The organism is Virgibacillus byunsanensis, from assembly GCF_042675965.1.
Taxonomy (GTDB): domain Bacteria; phylum Bacillota; class Bacilli; order Bacillales; family Amphibacillaceae; genus Virgibacillus_R; species Virgibacillus_R byunsanensis.
In genome coordinates this window covers 96710-114489 of sequence record NZ_JBHTKJ010000012.1, presented here as the reverse complement: position 1 = coordinate 114489, position 17780 = coordinate 96710, and the positions used below count along the sequence as shown (strand labels likewise).

Here is a 17780-nt window from a genome sequence, read left to right as displayed (position 1 = left end):
TAATAGAGTTATAGTGCTAAAATGTAATTTTCATCCTGAAATTAAAGGCTAAATTATCATTTTATTAAAAATAACACCCCCAAAAAAGGGGAACGTTTATTCGATTTTTTCCTTGTTAAATCTCAAAAAACAAGTTATGATGTAGATAGTTAATTTAAGGAGGTTGTCTTAGTGAGTGATAAAAAAAAAGCGTTAGATATGGCGTTAAAACAAATAGAGAAACAATTTGGTAAAGGTTCGATAATGAAACTAGGTGAACAAGCCGAGAAAAAAATAGCTACTATACCTAGTGGGTCATTAGCGTTGGATGTAGCATTAGGAATTGGTGGCTATCCTAGAGGACGCGTTGTAGAAATTTATGGTCCAGAATCATCTGGTAAAACAACGGTTGCTTTACATGCAATTGCAGAAGCACAAAGCAAAGGTGGACAAGCTGCATTTATTGATGCAGAGCATGCACTTGATCCTACATATGCCCGTGCCTTGGGGGTTAATATTGAAGAATTGCTTTTATCACAACCAGACACTGGTGAACAAGCACTAGAAATTGCAGAGGCACTTGTACGTAGTGGTGCTGTGGATATTATTGTGGTAGACTCTGTAGCTGCCTTGGTTCCTAAAGCGGAAATAGAAGGTGAAATGGGTGATGCGCATGTGGGGCTACAAGCACGACTCATGTCCCAAGCATTACGAAAACTTTCTGGAGCAATAAATAAATCAAGAACAACTGCCGTATTTATTAACCAGATCAGAGAAAAAGTCGGTGTCATGTTCGGAAATCCTGAAACAACCCCTGGTGGGCGTGCGCTTAAATTCTATTCATCTGTTAGATTGGAAGTTCGACGTGCTGAAACGTTAAAACAGGGTAACGATATAGTAGGAAACAAAGCTAGACTTAAAGTAGTTAAAAATAAAGTGGCTCCACCGTTTAAACAAGCAGAAGTAGATATCATGTATGGTCATGGTATTTCCAAAGAGGGTGAAATACTAGATGTTGGTTCTGACTTAGAGTTTGTTCAAAAAAGTGGCGCATGGTACTCATATAATGGTGATAGACTTGGACAGGGAAGAGAAAATTCGAAACAATTTTTAAAAGAAAATCCAGAAGTAATGGCGGAAATTCACGATATAATACGCAAACATTATAATTTAGATGAACCAGTTGATGAAAAGGAAGAAGCTGGTCAAGAAAGTCTGGATGTATAAGGCAAAAACACAAGCGACCGTTTAATGTAAGGACTCGCCCGCGTATCATGGTGGGGCGACGTTGACGCCGAAAGCGGTGGTATTAGTCGATCTTCCATATCTTAATGAGATTCACTCCAGAGTATAAGATGCACTTTGACTTTCGCCATTACGGGCGATAAGTCAAGCTCATCTTATCTACACATTTTAATTAATAAGAACGGGAAAATTATTTTTAACAAATACTGACCATAAATTGTTATAAATCCTTTACTGATTAGGAATCAGTAAAGGATTTATTCATTTAAACTATTTTTTTTAGAAAGTAATACATGTGACGATTCCTTGACATTGTCTACTAGTACAATTAGAATTAAATTGTATAATTTTATATTTATTTTTTATTATACATTTTTAGTTATCTATTTATCATTAAACATGGTACATGCCGACAATAATGAATTGTACAACTTTATAGCAATAGGAGGTGAAACCCGTGGACTTAACAGTATTAATCATCTCCATTTTGCTTGGCCTAATCGTCGGTATTGTTGTTGGTTATCTGATTCGTAAATCTATTGCGGAAGCTAAAATTTCCAGTGCAGAGAATTTAGCAAAACAAATAGTTGATGAAGCACACCGAAATGCAGATGCCACTAAGAAAGAGGCACTTCTTGAGGCGAAAGATGAGAATCATAAACTTCGCCAGCAGACAGAAAATGACTTGCGTGAACGTCGTACAGAAATTCAAAAACAAGAAAATCGTCTGATGCTAAAAGAAGAGAATCTGGACAGAAAAAGTGAAACGCTTGATAAGCGAGAACTCTTATTAGAGAGAAAAGAACAATCACTAACAGAAAAACAACAACAAATTGAAGAAGTGGAAAGCAAAGTGGAAGCTAGGTTAAAAGAGCAGCAAACGGAGCTTGAACGTATTTCAGGATATACAACAGACCAAGCTAGACAAGTTATTTTAGAGCGCATAGAGCAAGAAGTAACACACGAATCAGCGATCATGATTAAAGAAGCTGAAAATCGTGCGAAAGAAGAAGCTGATAAGAAGGCAAAAGGCATACTTTCGTTAGCTTTACAGCGCTGTGCTGCAGACCACGTTGCTGAAACAACCGTTTCTGTTGTAAACCTTCCTAATGATGAGATGAAAGGTCGCATCATTGGTCGTGAGGGTCGCAACATACGAACATTAGAAACGTTGACTGGTATTGATTTAATTATTGATGATACACCAGAAGCAGTTATTTTATCTGGATTTGATCCAATACGAAGAGAAACAGCTCGTATGGCATTAGAAAAACTGGTACAGGATGGCAGAATTCACCCAGCAAGAATTGAAGAAATGGTGGATAAAGCTAGACGTGAGGTTGATGAATATATACGAGAAATTGGTGAGGAAACCACATTCGAAGTAGGTGTACATGGATTACACCCAGATCTAGTTAAAATACTTGGTCGGTTAAAATATCGTACAAGTTATGGTCAAAATGTGTTGAAGCACTCTACAGAGGTTGCATACCTCTCTGGACTACTTGCTGCTGAATTAGGCGAGGATGAAACATTGGCAAGAAGAGCTGGTTTACTGCATGATATTGGAAAAGCAATTGATCATGAAGTAGAAGGAAGCCACGTTGAAATTGGTAAAGAGCTTGGAACGAAGTACAAGGAACACGAGGTTGTCATAAATTCGATCGCATCTCACCATGGCGATGAGGAAGCTACTTCCGTTATTTCCGTTTTAGTAGCTGCAGCTGATGCACTATCTGCTGCACGTCCTGGAGCAAGAAGTGAAACATTGGAAAACTACATTAAACGTTTAGAAAAGCTTGAGGAAATATCTGAATCGTTTAAAGGAGTAGAGAAATCGTTCGCTATACAAGCAGGTAGAGAAATTCGAATTATGGTTAAACCTGACGAAATTGATGATATTGAGTCGGTTAGTATTGCACGGGATATTCGTAAGCGTATAGAAAATGAACTTGATTACCCGGGGCATATAAAAGTGACAGTAATTAGGGAAACAAGATCAGTAGAGTATGCTAAATAATAGTTAAAGTGAAGGCGGTCTAATGACCGTCTTTATTTTTGTAGTCTAGAAAATTATAATGTTTGGAGCCTGTGTATAATTTATTGACTGTGTAAGCCGTGTCAAGTTCCAGCGCCCAACGACTAGGGACTTCCTTCTCCTCCTTACGATAAGTCAACATCGATTCGCTTAGCGATGGTAGGCCGACTAAAACCGCCGCTTTCGGCGGCAACGTCGACCCACCCGCGATGCACGGTCGCAGCCCATGCGTCGCTAAACGGGCACTTCTAGCTTTTGTTCTTTTGCTTTTGAGGAAGAAGGGGGAGTATGTCTTTCCTTAATTTTGACAATACATAGGCAATATGAAAAACTATACGTATTAAATTAGATGGGATGATTAATGAATGAAAATTTTATTTATTGGAGACGTTGTAGGTTCTCCTGGTAGAGATATGGTACAACAATACTTGCCGAAATTAAAAGAAAAATACAAACCGAATATGACGATTATAAATGGTGAAAACGCAGCATCAGGAAAAGGGATTAACGAAAAGATTTATAAGCAATTTTTAGAGTATGGAGCTCAAGTAGTAACGTTGGGTAACCATGCGTGGGACAAAAAAGAGATTTTTGAATTTATTGATGATGCCAAAAATATGATAAGACCAGCAAATTTCCCTGAAGGAACACCTGGAAAGGGGTTAGTTTTTACTAATGTTAACGGTGTAGAAGTAGCTGTTATTAATATGCAGGGACGTACATTTCTACCCCCACTAGATGATCCGTTCCGTAAAGTGGATGAATTAATTGAAGAAGCGAAAAAGCGGACAAATATTATATTTGTTGATTTTCATGCAGAAGCAACAAGTGAAAAGCAAGCTATGGGATGGTATGTTGACGGGAAAGTTAGTGCGGTTGTGGGTACACATACACATACACAAACTGCAGATGAACGAATATTACCCCAAGGCACAGCATATATAACGGATGTTGGAATGACTGGACCTTACGATGCCATTTTAGGTGTTGAGAAAGAAGCCGTAATGAAAAGATTTCTTACAAATTTACCGGTACGTTTTGAAATTGATAAAAAGGGAAGAACACAATTAAATGGCTTTTTAGTAACAATAAGTGAAAAAACTGGAAAAGCAAGCAAAGTGGAGCGAATTTTAATAAATGATGACCACCTATTCTTCGGTTGAATTATTGAATGTTTTGAATTTTTAGTGCATAATAGGGTAATAAGCTATCATCTCCAAGAATATAGTAGCATTAGAACTACAATAGTAAATGAAGGAGGTACTAGTAATGGACGTATTAAAAGTTTCAGCAAAATCAAACCCCAATTCAGTAGCAGGTGCACTTGCTAACGTCCTACGAGAACGAGGCACAGCGGAGATGCAGGCAATAGGTGCTGGTGCGTTAAATCAGTCCGTTAAAGCGGTAGCCATTGCCAGAGGATTTGTAGCACCAAGTGGAGTAGATTTAATATGTATACCGGCATTTACTGATATCATGATCGATAACGAAGAACGTACAGCGATCAAGTTGATTGTAGAGCCTAGATAATCAAATAATATTATCATTAGTGTTACGTTTTTTACGTAACACTATTTTTATATGTAATAGAATGAACTATTTGTGACAAATTTAGTAATCCTTCTATAAGATTAGAAGGGTTTTTATTTGCTCCGAGCTTTTGATGTATTGTTAAATTAAGGTATACCATTTATACTGTAGTAATGTACGTCTATGCATTTTATGTAATATATATAGATTAAAGAAAGGAGATTTCATATGAACGAACAACAACGAAAAGAGCAAGCACATATTAAACAGGTAGATGCCGCGGACAGAAAATCCGGTCAGGACAAGGCCTTGCATGAGAAAACAAGTGCAGACTTTGCAAAGTATTTTGAAACAACATATGAACCACCAAATTTAAATAAAGCACGAAAACGTGGTCGTGATGATGTCGAAATTCATTATGACTTTGGTATCCCTGAAGATATGGCGAACATTGGTAAAGGTAAAAAATATCTGATCCGTACATATGGTTGCCAAATGAATGAACATGACACAGAAGTTATGGCAGGTATTTTAACTGAAATGGGTTATGAGTCAACAACAGATACGAATGAAGCTGATATTATTTTACTAAACACATGTGCGATTCGTGAAAACGCGGAGAACAAAGTATTTGGTGAAATTGGTCATCTAAAACCACTAAAGTTAGAAAATCCTGATCTTATATTAGGTGTATGTGGTTGTATGTCACAGGAAGAATCCGTTGTAAATCGTATCCTAAAGAAACACCAGCATGTTGATTTAATTTTTGGAACACATAACATACATCGGCTTCCACATTTGGTGAAAGAAGCGATGTTTGGAAAAGAAAAGATTATTGAAGTTTGGTCTAAAGAAGGAGACATTATTGAAAACCTTCCTAAAGCTCGTAAAGGTAAAATTAAAGCATGGGTAAACATTATGTACGGTTGTGACAAGTTTTGTACGTACTGTATTGTGCCAATGACCCGCGGAAAAGAACGTAGTCGCAGGCCAGAAGATATTATCCAGGAGGTTCGCCATCTAGCTGCTCAAGGGTATCAGGAAGTTACATTGCTCGGACAGAATGTGAATGCTTACGGAAAAGATTTTACTGATATGACGTATGGTCTTGGTGAACTAATGAATGATATGTACAAAATTGATATACCTCGAGTTCGTTTTACAACATCACATCCAAGAGATTTCGATGATCGATTAATCGAAGTGTTGGCTAAAGGCGGTAATCTTCTTGACCATATTCATTTACCAGTACAGTCTGGTAGCAGTGAAGTTTTAAAGAAAATGAACCGAAAATACACTAGAGAAGAATATCTGGAATTAGTAAGTAAAATTCGTGAAGCAATGCCTAATGCTACGCTGACCACAGATATTATTGTTGGTTTTCCAAATGAAACAGAAGAACAGTTTGAAGAAACAATGACTTTGGTTGAGGAAGTTGGTTTTGAGGCTGCATATACATTTATTTATTCACCTCGTGACGGTACTCCAGCTGCTCGGAAAACAGATGATGTACCAGAGGAAGTCAAAAAGCAACGTTTATACCGTTTAAATGAGCTTGTAAATAAACAATCCGCAGCATCAATGAAGACGTATGAGAATGAGGTTGTTAAGGTACTTGTTGAGGGTGAAAGTAAAAAAGATCCTGATGTTCTTGCTGGGTATACAGAAAGAAATAAACTAGTAAACTTCAGAGGTCCAAGGTCTTCAATCGGAAAGATCGTTGATGTAGAAATTACAGAAACCAAAACATGGTCATTAAATGGTAAAATGGTAGAAAATACAGTTGAGGTGAATTAATATGGCTGAATATACACGTACACAGGTATTAGATGAGGCAAGAAACCTAGCGAAAATGCTTGCAAGTACAGAAGAAATAGATCGTTTTAAACAAGTCGAAGCAAAAATTAATGATAACAAGAAAGTACAACAATTAATAAAACGTATTAAAGCCTTACAAAAGCAAGCTGTGAACTTTCAAGCCTATCAAAAGACTGAAGCACTGAAAAAAGTGGAAGCTGAGATTGATCGACTACAGGCTGAAATAGATGATATTCCAGTAGTACAAGAGTTTAAAGAAACACAAATTGTCGTAAACGATGTACTGCAACTTGTTTCTGGTACAATTGCCAGAGAAGTTACGAATAATGTAATTTCATCTACGGGTGGAGATCTTTTATCAGGTGAAACTGGATCAAAATCTAAAAATGGATCCGTATGTGGTCACTAAAATGTATCAATCAGGTAGGAAAATTTAATTGTTTTCCTACCTGATTTTTGTTTATAAAGCTAGAGCCCTCCTGCTTTTGTGCCAACTTATTTTGTAACTTCACTTTCTTTCGTAGAATAGCTATGCACTTTAGGTATTTGTCTTGCATAAAATGACTATGAAAAAAGAGGAGGTAAATGTAATTATGACTTTTCTTGATCAAGAATATAGAGAAATCATTACAAAAGCCGTTTGTGGAAAAGGACGTAAATTTACGCAGGCAACCAATCCTGTCTCACCATCACATAGACCTACGAGTATACTTGGATGCTGGGTTATTAATCATTTATACAATGCCAATAAAAAATCAGAGGATACTGTTGAAGTAAATGGTAGCTATGATGTTAATATTTGGTATTCGTATAATGATAATACTAAAACGGAAGTAGTCACGGAACGGGTAACCTATTGTGATTATATTCCACTTTCTGTAAAGGATGATCATTGTATTAGCGATGATTATGATGTAGTAGCTAAAGTAATTCAACAACCCAATTGCCTAGAATGTAACATTGCAACTAAAGGTCATAAGATTAATGTAGAAGTTGAGCGTGAATTTTTAGTGCAGGTTATTGGTGAAACGAAGGTTTATGTTCGTGTAAATCCAAAAGGCGTTAAAATTGATGATGATGATGACGACTGGGATTTCCAATTAACAGATGATGAATTAACAGATGTTAATCCTGATTTTTTAAGTGATAAGGCCAAAGATTAACGAACTTACGAGGGAAAATTTTCTCTCGTAAGTTTTTTTGTCTATTCGCCTCTACCTTTGGAATTTATGCTATAATTTGATAAGAATATCGGGTTTTTTGGAGGATTGAATATGGCAAAGTACACACCAATGATGGAACAATATTTAAAAATAAAAGCAGATTATAAAGATGCCTTTCTATTTTTTCGATTAGGTGATTTTTATGAGATGTTCTTCGATGATGCTATCCATGCTGCAAGAGAATTAGAGATTACATTGACAAAACGGGACTCAAGTCAGAAAGAACCGATACCAATGTGCGGTGTTCCATACCATGCTGCTGCAAACTACATAAAAAATTTAGTTGAAAAAGGTTATAAAGTAGCCATATGTGAACAGGTAGAAGATCCAAAATCTGCAAAAGGTGTAGTAAAAAGAGAAGTGGTACAGCTTATTACTCCAGGAACAGTAATGGAAAGTAGTATGCTAAGTGACCAAGAAAACAACTACATAGCTAGTCTATCCCACTTTCAAGATGGAACATATGCGATTGCATATAATGACTTATCCACTGGTGAAAATAACATTGCCCTTATAAAAAATGGCTGGGATGCAGTCATTCATGAGCTGTACAATCAACCTATTAAGGAAATGGTGATAGATTCCAACCTCTCATCGGACTCACAACAAGATTTAGTAGATAAATTACATGTTACATTGTCCTATCAAGATGAAGTCAACTTCAATGCCGAATTTAGAAGTCTTTGTAACAATTTAAATGATGAACGTCTGATGAAGGCATTTAGTCGATTATTAAATTATATTCAACACACACAAAAGCGCTCACTTGATCATTTACAACCAGCAAACGTGATTGAGTTAAATGATTTCCTTTCACTCGATATGTATTCCAAAAGAAACCTGGAATTAACGGAAACTATTTTGAAAAAGGGAAAACATGGTAGTTTGCTATGGGTTCTTGATCGAAGTGTTACGGCTATGGGTTCAAGAACACTGAAGAAATGGTTAGAACGACCGTTGTTAAATAAACAGCAAATTAAAGATAGACATGACGTTGTAGAGGGGTTTTACAAACGGTTTATCGAGCGAGATGCTTTACGTGAAACACTTAAATCGATCTATGACTTAGAACGGCTGGCCGGACGAATTTCGTTCGGAAACGTAAATGCTCGAGATTTAATTCAACTAAAACAGTCATTAAAGCAAATTCCAGAACTTAAGGATATTTTAAATCAATTTGATTTTAACCCAATCCGAAGATTGAGTAGTAATCTCGGTTATCCGAAGCATTTAGTACAATTATTAGAAGAAAGTTTACTAGAAGACCCTCCTATTTCGATTAAAGAAGGGTCGATTATGAAAGATGGGTATAACGAGACTCTAGACAAATACCGAGATGCTTCCAGAAACGGTAAAAAATGGATTACTGAATTAGAAAAGCGGGAAAAAGAGGAAACACATATAAAATCACTAAAAATTGGTTATAATCGTGTATTTGGCTATTATATTGAGGTGACTAGGGCTAACCTTCATTTACTACCAGAAAATAAGTATGAGCGAAAACAAACGCTGACTAATGCTGAACGGTTTATTACTCCAGAACTTAAAGAAAAAGAACAGCTAATATTAGAAGCAGAGGAAAAAAGCGTAGCACTTGAATACGACTTATTTATTGAAATCCGTGAGCAAATTAAACAGCACATACCGCAATTGCAACATTTGGCTGAAATGGTTAGTGAGATTGACGTTTTACAGGCTTTTGCTACGGTTAGCGAAGAAAATAATTACAAGCGTCCTAGATTCGTAGAAAATAAACTATCGATAAAAAATGGACGTCATCCGGTAATTGAAAAAGTCATGAAGGATGACTCGTTCGTACCAAATAATGTTTCATTAGATCAGGATACGAATATTTTACTTATTACTGGCCCTAATATGAGCGGGAAAAGTACGTATATGCGTCAATTAGCATTAACGGTAATTATGGGTCAAATTGGGTGCTTTGTTCCATGTGATGAGGCAGATCTTCTTATTTTTGATCAAATTTTCACTCGAATTGGTGCTGCTGATGACCTGGTTTCAGGACAAAGTACATTTATGGTGGAAATGCTAGAAGCAAATCACGCAATAGCCAATGCAACAGATAAAAGTTTAATACTACTTGATGAAATTGGTCGTGGGACAAGCACATATGATGGTATGGCTTTAGCGCAAGCCATCGTAGAATATATTCATGATAATATCCATGCAAAGACGCTATTTTCTACCCATTACCATGAGTTAACTTCATTAGAGGATAGTTTAGATCAGTTAAAAAATATCCATGTTCGTGCTGAGGAATATGAAGGTAACGTAGTGTTCCTACATCAAATAAAAGACGGGGCAGCAGACGAAAGCTATGGTATACATGTTGCAAAATTAGCTGATCTTCCTCAACCATTAATTGAACGCGCAACTACAATTTTAAATCAACTTGAAGGTAGCGACAAAGCACAAACTACAACTGAAAAAGAAAATAAAGCTGAATCAGCTCAATTAGCCTTTTTTGTTGAAGAAAACCAAAAGAAACAACCAAATGAAAAGACAACTAATTCAGAAGTTAAAATTATTCAGGACTTAAAAAAGATGAATCTATTTGAAATGACGCCAATGGAAGCTATGAATGAATTGTATCGTCTGCAGAAAGACGTTAAAAAATAGATTTTAGAAAGGAATTAATGTATGAAAATTTTCCAGATGCCTGATGCACTTGCAAATAAAATAGCAGCAGGTGAAGTGGTGGAAAGACCTGCATCTGTTGTAAAAGAACTTACCGAAAATAGTATCGATGCTCACAGTAAATGGATAAAGGTTGAGATTGAAGAAGCTGGGTTACAGAAAATCAAAATAACCGATGATGGCGAGGGTATGTCGGAAGAAGATTGCGAAACAGCGTTCTTACGGCATGCAACGAGTAAAATTAAAAACGAAACAGACTTATTTCACGTTAAAACGCTTGGTTTTCGCGGAGAAGCTTTAGCGAGTATTGCCGCTGTAAGTAAGTTAACGATCAGAACATCCCAAGGAAAAGATGCTGGAACATTTTTAGGTTTAGAGGGAGGAAAAGTAGTTGAAAAACAAAAGAGTAATGCTCGCCAGGGTTCAGAGATCACCGTTGAGGATTTGTTTTTTAATACACCAGCCCGCCTAAAGTATATGAAGACCATTCATACGGAGTTAGGTCATATAACAGACTTGTTAAACCGCTTAGCTCTTTCACATCCTAAAATCCGCTTTGAAGCTACACATAATGGTAAATCGTTATTTAAAACATCGGGTACAGGTGACCTCTTACAAGTGATATCAAATGTTTATGGAATGGGTGTAGCAAGAAAAATGCTCCCCATTAAGCATGAAACGCTGGATTTTTCGATAGAAGGTTATATAGCAAAGCCAGAAGTAACAAGAGCATCGCGTGCCTATATTTCAACTATAATCAATGGAAGGTTTATTAAAAGTATACCTCTATCAAAAGCAATAACCAATGGATACCACACTTTATTACCGATTGGTAGATTACCAATAGTTGTTTTATCGATAAAGATGGATCCTATTTTAGTTGATGTGAATGTTCACCCAACTAAGCTTGAAGTCAGGTTTAGTAAGGACAAAGAATTATTTGCCGCAATTGAAGAAACAATTCGTAGTAAATTTCGGGAAACCTCCTTAATTCCTGAAATGGAGAAAAAAGAAATAAAGGCAGAAAAGTCCGTCCAGCATGCAATGGAGTTTGATAACTCCCTGAGAAGAGAAAAAACACCTGCTTGGAACATGGATAAGGTAATTAATGAGCGCCAATCAGTAATGCACCAACACACGCATAGTGGCACAGAACATTCACCAACAGCTGATAGGAAAGTAGAACAAGCTAGTAATCAAGATAAGAATGTAACGTTCCATCAACCTGAGGAAACAGATGTAGAGCGGGTTCCCACCATGTATCCGGTAGGACAATTACATGGTACTTACATTTTAGCGCAAAATGAAAACGGGTTATACATGATCGACCAGCATGCAGCTCAAGAGAGAGTGAAATACGAGTTTTTTAAAGAAAAATTAGGACATACAACAAATGAGTCACAAGAATTGTTACTACCGTTAACGTTTGAGTTCTCCAAGCAAGAAGCTATATTTATCGACCAATACAAAGATGAATTAGAAAAAGTAGGTCTTTTTTTTGAACCCTTTGGGAATCATGCTTATGTCATACGATCACATCCTAATTGGTTCCCAGAAGGTCTTGAAGAAGAAGTGATTCGGGAAATGATTGAACAAATTATGAATGAGGAAAAAATTAATATAGAGGAAATTCGAGAAGATGCCGCAATTTTAATGTCCTGTAAAAGGTCCATTAAAGCAAACCATTATTTAAATAATGACGACATGTTTCAGTTGCTAGAATCATTGCGGAAAACAACGGATCCATTTACATGTCCACACGGCAGACCAATCATTGTTCACTTTTCTTCGTATGAACTAGAAAAAATGTTTAAACGTGTTATGTAATCATGTATAAATTATAAATCCCACGCCAAAGCTATTTGTAGAAAGCTGAGGTGTGTTATGGATAATCAAAAATTAATTAATTTTATGAACCAGTTATTGTCTAATTACTTTGTGATGTATGTCAAATTGCACCGTTATCATTGGTTTGTTCAAGGTAAACATTTCTTTGGTCTCCATGAAGTTTTTGAAGACATGTATAAGACTTTTGCTGCTGACTCTGATGAAATTGCTGAACGGATTTTAATGATAGACGGAAAGCCGTTAGCAACCATGATAAAGTATTTGAAAGAGACGACATTAACGGAAGCTAACGCGGACGATAAAGAAGATGAAATAATTGAGCAACTAACGAAGGATTATGAACAGTTAATTCAGGAGATACGTAACGACGGAATACCACTTGCTACAAAGAATGGTGATGAACCAACTGGGGATTTGTTAATAGGAATTCAGGGGAAACTAGAAAAATACGTATGGATGTTAAAAGCCTATCGAGCATATGAATAATGTTATAAATCTAGGGGAATAATGATGAAGGATACAGTAGTTGCGGTCGTAGGACCAACAGGAGTAGGGAAAACAAAGCTCAGTATTGAAATTGCAAAAGCTTTTCATGGGGAAGTGATCAGTGGAGACTCTATGCAGGTTTATAAGGGAATGGATATCGGAACAGCCAAAGTTTCAAAAACAGAAATACATGATATTCCACATCATATGATTGATATCAAGGATCCAGACGAGGATTTCTCTGTTGCAGATTTTCAATTTCATGTACAAAAAAATATCAGTAACATTCTAAACAATCAACACGTTCCGATTATAGCAGGTGGCAGCGGACTATATATACAAGCTGCCTTATTTAATTACAATTTTTCTAATCAAAAAAGGGATAAAGCAGTCACGCGTCAATTGGAATACATATTGAAAAGTGAAGGTGCTGCATCGTTACACCGGAGATTAATGAAAATTGACCAGGTACAGGCTGAAAAAATTCATCCTAATAATCATCGTCGTTTGATTCGTGCGTTAGAAGTCTATGAAACAACCGGAATGACAATGTCCGATTACCAAAAAAAACAACAACAAGAATCTTCATACAATCCAATTCTTATAGGATTGGATATGGATCGCGAATTATTGTACAAACGAATAAATCAACGTGTAGATGAGATGCTTGTATCTGGACTTCTTGATGAGGTAAATCGATTATTTCAACAAGGATATGAATCGTGTCAATCCATGCACGCGATAGGATATAAAGAATTTATACCTTACTTAAAGGGTGAATGTACATTAGAGGAATCCGTAGAGTTATTAAAACGGAATTCCAGAAGATACGCTAAGCGGCAATACACATGGTTTAAAAATAAGATGGATGTAAAATGGTATTCGATTACACCTGCTACAGTTAATGAAAATTTCAGAATAATTTTAGCTGATTTAGCAGGAATGTTAAAAGAAAAGTAGAAATAGTATGTATACAGATAGAAAAGAGGAGGAAGTGCGATGGCACAAACGGTGAACATTCAGGATCAATACTTAAATCAACTAAGAAAGGACCATATTTCAGTTACCGTATTTTTAACGAATGGGTTTCAATTAAGAGGGGTTATAAAAGCTTTTGATAATTTTACAGTGCTCTTAGAAACTGATGGGAAGCAACAACTGCTATTTAAACATGCAATCTCAACATTTGCACCTGTTAAAAATGTAACACTTGAGAAAAATGATTAACGGACGCATACACGCGTCCGTTTTTAATTGTGTTTAGACATGGGCGTTTGTCACAACTTTTTTATCCACGGCGTATACTAAGGTGACTAAGGAGTGATGACGTGGAGACACAAAAGACACGCAATAAAAATGGGCAAATTAATATCGTGTTAAAAAACAAACGAGAAGTACAATCAGAACAGGTGAGTCCTAAAAATAGCGAAAGTGGTCCATTCTTTCATATAGATCAAGAATTCTCATCATTCATTGGAATGGAAAAACTGAAACAAACAATAAAGGAAATATATGCAACAATAGTTATCAATGAAAAACGTTCGAAAATGGGATTGACATGTACAAAACAAGTGCTTCATATGCTTTTTAAAGGCAATCCTGGAACAGGGAAAACAACTGTTGCCAGAAAACTGGCGAAAATGTATTTTGACATGAATTTATTATCTAAGGGACATTTTATCGAAGCTGAACGGGCTGATTTAGTTGGAGAATATATTGGTCAAACTGCTCAAAAAACACGTTCTGTCATTCAAAAGGCCATGGGTGGAGTATTATTTATTGATGAAGCATATTCATTAGCTCGTGGTGGAGAAAAGGACTTTGGAAAGGAAGCAATTGACACATTAGTAAAACATATGGAAGATAATCATAATGACTTGGTTCTCATACTAGCTGGATATCCATATGAAATGGATCGCTTTCTTACGTTAAATCCAGGATTGAAATCAAGGTTCCCATTTATACTTGATTTTCAGGATTACAATGTTGAACAACTAATAGATATTGCAAGACAAATGCTAGCACTTAGAGAGTATCAGTTATCCAAAGAAGCAGAGTGGAAATTAAGAGACCATTTAATTAAAAAAAGTAATGAAACCCAGCGGAATTTCTCTAATGCACGATATGTTCGAAACATAATTGAGCATTCTATTAGAAAGCATGCAATAAGACTCCTCTGTAATGAAAGTTTTTCAGCAAATGATTTAATACGCATTAACGGGATTGACTTGTGTTTTGATAATCTATAACATCAATAAATTGTTATGACACCTGTACTTTGCTATGATTAAAGCATAAAAGTTCGATTAAATGTCAGGTGAGAGAGGTTGCCGTACATGACAGAAAGAATACTAATCATCGCAGTAAAACAACCAAATCAGAAACAGGAACGATTTGACTCATCTCTAGAAGAGTTAAAATCACTAAGTAAAACAGCGGGTGGTACAGTTCAACAGGTTGTTATCCAAAATAGACAACGAATTCATCCTGCAAATTACCTTGGTGAAGGTAAAATAGATGAGATAACCGAAGAAATAAAGGATCTAGATATAGATTTAGTGATATCTAACGACGAGTTATCAGCAGGTCAATTACGAAATCTTAGCAACAGATTTGGTGTAAGACTGATAGATCGTAGTCAGCTTATACTGGATATATTTGCCCAACGTGCACAAACAAAAGAGGGTAAACTTCAAGTTGAACTTGCACAATTGGAATATATGCTCCCAAGACTTCATGGTCAGGGAGAAGCTATGTCGCGATTAGGTGCAGGTATAGGCACACGTGGTCCAGGTGAGACAAAATTGGAAACCGACCAACGACATATTAGACGCAGAATATATGATGTCAAACGACGCTTAAAGCTCGTTGTTGGTCAACGTGAACAGTACCGTAAGCGCAGGAAGACCAACCAGGCTTTTCAAATTGCTATTGTGGGCTATACTAATGCAGGTAAATCAACTTTGTTTAATCGTTTAACAAAGGGGCAATCACTAGAGGAAGACCAACTATTTGCAACTCTAGATCCACTTACAAGACAAATACAGTTACCTTCTGGCTTTCAAACACTAATAACAGATACTGTTGGTTTTCTTCAAGATTTACCTACAGCACTTATTGCTTCTTTCCGCTCTACATTAGAAGAAGTAACGGAAGCAGATTTCATTTTACATGTCGTAGATGCTGCACATCTGGATCAAGTACAACATCAAAAAACGGTTTTAGATCTTTTAAGCGATTTAAATGCAGAAACAATTCCAACGTTAACTGTCTATAATAAGAAGGATCTTATTAATGGCGATTTTATAGCCATGCAGCATCCATATATGGTCATAAGTGCTTTTGACCAATCAGATCTAAACCAGCTCATGTTTAAAATAGAATCTATTCTTAAGGAAGAGTGGGACTTTTATTCGGTTAAAATTGATCCCGAAGAAGGAAAAAACCTTGACCGACTTGCACGTGAAACTATTGTTACACAAAGGTATTTTGATGAAGAAGGTTCTACATATATAGTTAAAGGATACATGAGAAGTAGTCACCCGTTGAAAAGTTTATTAAAGGAGAAACCAAACAGTAATGATTGAAGAACTAGTAAAACAAGCAGATAGAGATTGTAGTGAACAACATAAACTGGTTAATCAAATAGTTGAACATAATCAGAAGCGTGTACTGGATTCATTTAAAAACAACAGAGTTAGTGATAGCCATTTTAATTCAACAACCGGTTATGGATATGACGATTTTGGACGAGATGTATTAGAAGCGGTATATGCTGACGTGTTCGGTGGCGAGGATGCTCTTGTACGACCACAAATTGTATCCGGAACACACGCTATTTCGACAACGCTTTTCGGTCTTTTACGTCCTCAAGATGAACTATTATATATTACAGGAAAACCTTATGATACCCTAGAGTCGGTTATAGGTAAAACAGGTGTTAATACGGGATCGCTACTAGATTACGATATAGTATATAACGAAGTAGAGTTAAGACAGGATGGTAGTGTTAATTACAGTGAGATAAGCAAGAACATATCTTTCAAAACAAAGGTCGTTGGGATCCAGCGATCTAAAGGATATGATGATCGACCATCATTTTCCATAAGTGATATGGAAAAAATGATAACGTTTGTTAAAGAAATAAATCCAGAAATTATAGTATTTGTAGATAACTGCTATGGTGAATTTGTTGAAAAGAGGGAACCATTACATATAGGAGCAGATATCATTGCTGGATCATTAATAAAAAATCCAGGTGGAGGGATTGTACGGGCTGGTGGATACATAGTAGGGAAGAAAGAACTCGTATTACAATGTGGACACAGACTTACCGCTCCTGGACTAGGAAAGGAAACTGGTGCAACATTACATATGTTGCAGGAAATGTTTCAAGGATTTTTTCTAGCTCCTCATGTCGTTGGAGAAGCATTAAAAGGGGCTATATTTACATCGAGACTATTGGAACTAATTGGTTATAATACATCACCTGGTTATAATACGACCCGAACAGATCTAATTCAATCCGTTACATTTCAAAATGCTGAACAAATGGTAGCATTTTGCCAAGTTATACAGCAGAATTCTCCCGTTAATTCATTCGTGACCCCTTATCCAAGTGAAATGCCAGGGTACACAGATGACGTTATTATGGCTGCAGGAACATTTATTCAGGGCGCAAGTTTAGAACTGACAGCAGATGGCCCTTTAAGAGAACCCTACACTGCCTTTGTGCAAGGGGGGTTAACATATGCCCATGTAAAAATTGCCTTGCAAGAAGCGATAAAACACCTGTTAGAATAGGTGAAAGATGAAGAGTTGGTTAACACAACTCTTTTTGCTTTACTTCTATGTCAACCTAATCAAGTACAAAAGGTTTTTGTTAAAAATACTTACGCCCCCATATATGTTAGGATAGTTAACATTGTTTTGACAAAGTAGTTAACATATTGTAT

At 36.4% G+C, this 17780-nt stretch carries 15 protein-coding genes; all 15 read left to right on the top strand.

What is annotated here, in order from left to right; translation table 11 throughout:
• Positions 1-171: 171 nt before the first annotated feature.
• The 15 genes from recA (at position 172) to ACFQ3N_RS05685 (ending at position 17628) form a co-directional block, all read left to right on the top strand.
• On the top strand, positions 172-1206 hold the full coding sequence (gene recA, locus ACFQ3N_RS05755) for a recombinase RecA (protein WP_390360406.1): 1035 nt from the start codon (positions 172-174) through the stop codon (positions 1204-1206).
• 475 nt (positions 1207-1681) lie between these two features.
• The gene (gene rny, locus ACFQ3N_RS05750; RefSeq protein ID WP_390360405.1) at positions 1682-3244 is read left to right on the top strand and encodes a ribonuclease Y; all 1563 of its coding nucleotides are present in this window, start codon (positions 1682-1684) and stop codon (positions 3242-3244) included.
• Positions 3245-3627: 383 nt separating this feature from the next.
• Entirely contained in the window at positions 3628-4425 is a 798-nt protein-coding gene (locus ACFQ3N_RS05745; RefSeq protein ID WP_390360403.1) for a TIGR00282 family metallophosphoesterase, read from the top strand.
• Positions 4426-4531: 106 nt separating this feature from the next.
• The gene (locus tag ACFQ3N_RS05740; RefSeq protein ID WP_390360401.1) at positions 4532-4792 is read left to right on the top strand and encodes a stage V sporulation protein S; all 261 of its coding nucleotides are present in this window, start codon (positions 4532-4534) and stop codon (positions 4790-4792) included.
• 228 nt (positions 4793-5020) lie between these two features.
• The gene (miaB, locus tag ACFQ3N_RS05735; RefSeq protein ID WP_390360399.1) at positions 5021-6589 is read left to right on the top strand and encodes a tRNA (N6-isopentenyl adenosine(37)-C2)-methylthiotransferase MiaB; all 1569 of its coding nucleotides are present in this window, start codon (positions 5021-5023) and stop codon (positions 6587-6589) included.
• Position 6590: 1 nt separating this feature from the next.
• Positions 6591-7019 (top strand): RicAFT regulatory complex protein RicA family protein, encoded by a 429-nt coding sequence (locus ACFQ3N_RS05730; protein ID WP_390360397.1) that lies wholly within the window; start codon positions 6591-6593, stop codon positions 7017-7019.
• Positions 7020-7203: 184 nt separating this feature from the next.
• Positions 7204-7773, top strand: a complete 570-nt coding sequence (locus ACFQ3N_RS05725) for an outer spore coat protein CotE (RefSeq protein ID WP_390360396.1) — start codon at positions 7204-7206, stop codon at positions 7771-7773.
• 111 nt (positions 7774-7884) lie between these two features.
• Positions 7885-10473, top strand: a complete 2589-nt coding sequence (mutS, locus tag ACFQ3N_RS05720; RefSeq protein WP_390360394.1) for a DNA mismatch repair protein MutS — start codon at positions 7885-7887, stop codon at positions 10471-10473.
• 21 nt (positions 10474-10494) lie between these two features.
• Positions 10495-12318 carry a DNA mismatch repair endonuclease MutL gene (gene mutL / locus ACFQ3N_RS05715; RefSeq protein ID WP_390360392.1) on the top strand — a complete coding sequence of 608 codons (1824 nt, stop codon included), beginning with the start codon at positions 10495-10497 and terminating at the stop codon, positions 12316-12318.
• Positions 12319-12375: 57 nt separating this feature from the next.
• Positions 12376-12825 (top strand): Dps family protein, encoded by a 450-nt coding sequence (locus ACFQ3N_RS05710; RefSeq protein WP_390360390.1) that lies wholly within the window; start codon positions 12376-12378, stop codon positions 12823-12825.
• Between the two features lie 24 nt (positions 12826-12849).
• Positions 12850-13785: a tRNA (adenosine(37)-N6)-dimethylallyltransferase MiaA gene (gene miaA, locus ACFQ3N_RS05705; RefSeq protein ID WP_390360389.1), complete on the top strand. Its 936-nt coding sequence runs from the start codon at positions 12850-12852 to the stop codon at positions 13783-13785.
• Positions 13786-13824: 39 nt separating this feature from the next.
• Positions 13825-14052, top strand: a complete 228-nt coding sequence (gene hfq / locus ACFQ3N_RS05700) for an RNA chaperone Hfq (RefSeq protein WP_390360388.1) — start codon at positions 13825-13827, stop codon at positions 14050-14052.
• A 101-nt stretch (positions 14053-14153) separates the two neighbouring features.
• Positions 14154-15074 carry a stage V sporulation protein K gene (spoVK, locus tag ACFQ3N_RS05695; protein ID WP_390360386.1) on the top strand — a complete coding sequence of 307 codons (921 nt, stop codon included), beginning with the start codon at positions 14154-14156 and terminating at the stop codon, positions 15072-15074.
• Between the two features lie 87 nt (positions 15075-15161).
• Entirely contained in the window at positions 15162-16412 is a 1251-nt protein-coding gene (hflX, locus tag ACFQ3N_RS05690; protein WP_390360384.1) for a GTPase HflX, read from the top strand.
• Positions 16405-17628 (top strand): methionine gamma-lyase family protein, encoded by a 1224-nt coding sequence (locus ACFQ3N_RS05685; RefSeq protein WP_390360382.1) that lies wholly within the window; start codon positions 16405-16407, stop codon positions 17626-17628. The genes hflX and ACFQ3N_RS05685 overlap by 8 nt, the downstream gene beginning before the upstream one ends.
• The last annotated feature ends 152 nt before the right edge of the window (positions 17629-17780 follow it).